This window comes from Marinobacter sp. UBA2498 (genome assembly GCF_002341575.1).
Taxonomy (GTDB): domain Bacteria; phylum Pseudomonadota; class Gammaproteobacteria; order Pseudomonadales; family Oleiphilaceae; genus Marinobacter; species Marinobacter manganoxydans.
Genome location: NZ_DDOI01000080.1, coordinates 30,762 through 33,109, shown reverse-complemented (window position 1 = coordinate 33,109; position 2,348 = coordinate 30,762). Strand labels below are relative to the sequence as shown.

The 2,348-nt window shown below is 60.1% G+C and carries 3 protein-coding genes; all 3 read left to right on the top strand.

What is annotated here, in order from left to right:
* On the top strand, window positions 1–1,535 hold a 1,535-nt coding region (locus B2W52_RS10965), incomplete at its 5' end, for a cytochrome D1 domain-containing protein (protein WP_286803019.1).
* 82 nt (window positions 1,536–1,617) lie between these two features.
* Entirely contained in the window at window positions 1,618–2,202 is a 585-nt protein-coding gene (locus tag B2W52_RS10960; protein ID WP_141697240.1) for an RNA polymerase sigma factor, read from the top strand.
* A partial coding sequence (locus B2W52_RS22310) for a zf-HC2 domain-containing protein (protein ID WP_414673494.1) occupies window positions 2,195–2,348 on the top strand: 154 nt, incomplete at its 3' end. The genes B2W52_RS10960 and B2W52_RS22310, both read left to right, overlap by 8 nt.

The following is a 2,348-nucleotide window of genomic DNA, read 5'->3' as shown; positions in this document are numbered from 1 at the left end:
CGACCGGCTCGATCTTGGCATCGCGTTGCCACAGCATGGAGGCGGTCGGCTTTCATTCAGCGTTCGGGGCTTTCAGCATGCATCCAACCATCGGCCAATACGTTCTATCCTTCATCGCTGTTGCCGGAACGGCAATCGGTATCAGCTTGTCTGCCAATGCGGCTGAATCCACCCGCTTCGAGCGCGGGGCCAAGGTTTACAGCCAGCAGTGTGCGGCCTGCCATCAGGCACAGGGCCAGGGCATACCGGGCTCGTTTCCGCCCCAGAAAAACCACACCGCTGAACTGTACAACGCCACCGACGGCATTGGTGGCCGCCAGTATCTTGGCCACGTGCTGCAATACGGTTTGACGGGGTCCATCGAAGTGGGGGGCACGGCGTACAACGGCAACATGCCCGCCTGGGGCGGTGCCCTCACGAACCAGCAGATCGCGGATGTGCTGAACTACGTGTTGACAGCCTTTGGTAACGAGCAGCGTCTTGCGGGAGAGTTTCAGCCCTACACCGCTGAGGAGATCAAGGCGATTGCGGGCCAGAACCTGTCCGGCAAGGACGTGTACCAGTTGCGACAGGCGGTGCTGGGTCAGTCAGTAGCGCCATCCCGGGAAGGTCCAACCGCCCGGTCGGCCCCAGAGCTGAGCCTGGAGAACGCCATCCGCGATCCGCTTTATGTGGCCGTCCAGAACAGCGGTATTGTAAGAGCCTTACCGTCAAAACAGGCCTGGCCTGGCGTGGCAGGGGCGCACTACGATGCTCTGAGCCCGGATGGCTCTCGCCTGATGGTGTCTGGTTTTAAAACCGGTAATGTCTATGTTCTGGATACGGCCAATGGCGACGTCATGGCCAGTGTGGCGATAGGCGAGGTGGCCCAGGGCGTCAAGATCTCACCGGATGGCCGCTATGGCCTTGCGGTTGCGCCGACCCAGGGCGACGTTGCAGTGATCGACATGAACACCCTCGAACTGGTGAAGAAAATTCCGGTGGGCAAGGTACCCCACAATCTCATCTACAGCGCCGACGGCAAATTTGCCTACGTCACTTTGCAGGGCGAAGGCGCTCTGGCAGTCGTGAACATGCAAACCCTGGAAAAACAGCATCAGATTCCGACGCCGGGGCTTGAGACGCCTCACAACGTTGACATCAGCGCCAACGGCCAACGGCTGTGGCTGCGCGACTTTACGGGCAACGTGGGCGTGATGGACCTGGCCAGTGAAACCATGCTGAAAACCTTCAAGGTGGGCAGTGGGCATGGCGGCATCGACGTGGTGCCCGGCGGGAAATACATCGCGACCGGGGCGATTTCCGCGTCCGCCGTGACCCTGATCGACCCCGAAAGCCTGGAAATTGTCAAGAACGTCGATGTGGGCGTCGGCCCCCATGGCGTTCGCGCCAGCCGTGACGGCCGGTTCATATACGCCTCTGTCACGGCGGATAACCAGATTGCCGTGATTGACAGCCAATCCTTGAAGGTCGTTCGCCGGCAACCCGTGGACGGCAAGTTCCCGTTCTGGATTGCGGTTCCCGGCAACCCGTAAAAAAATGTGGCGACAGGGAATAAACTGAACACAGGCGACGTCTTTGGTTAACAAGTCCACCGATTCCAAACGGGCACACAAAATGCGCAGCACCGGAAGCAAGCAGCAGTTTGACACCCTAGTACGCCCCTGGCGTTACCGGCTGTACGGTGTTGCGCAACGCCAGTCCGCCTCGACTGAAATAGCGGAAGACTATACTCAGGAAACCCTGCTTCGGGCCTGGCGGGATTTTGGCCAGTTGGACGACCAGGTAGCAATCTATGCCTGGCTGCTCAGAATTCTCAACCGTGTGGTTGCCGATGGCTACCGCCGGGACAATCGGCGGCGGCAACTGGCCCCGGTACTCACAACCGAAGACGCCGTGCTGAGCGAACACCCCTGCGCCGCTCCCGGCCCGTTCGAGCAGGCACTGAAACATCAGACCGATGCGCAGGTGATGGCCGCCGTTCGCGACCTGCCGGACAACTTCCGGCAGGTGGTTCTGTTGAGGGACTTTGAAGATCTGAGCTATCAGGACATTGCGCAGATTCTGGACCTGGCGCCAGGCACGGTGATGAGCCGCCTGTCACGAGGCCGTCGCCTGCTGGCCGAGCGATTGATCAAGGTGGCATCCGACAATCCGGCTGCCAGTGACAACACGCACACAAGGGTGACCCCCCATGAGTGATAAGCCCTCTATCACCCCCTCTTCGGAATCCCATCAGTGGTCTGACCTGCACCACCAGATTCAGGACTGGCTGGCGGGCTATGCCGATGGCGAGCTGGATGAGCATCACATCACTCTGGTTGAAGCTCACCTTGCTGGCTGTGAGG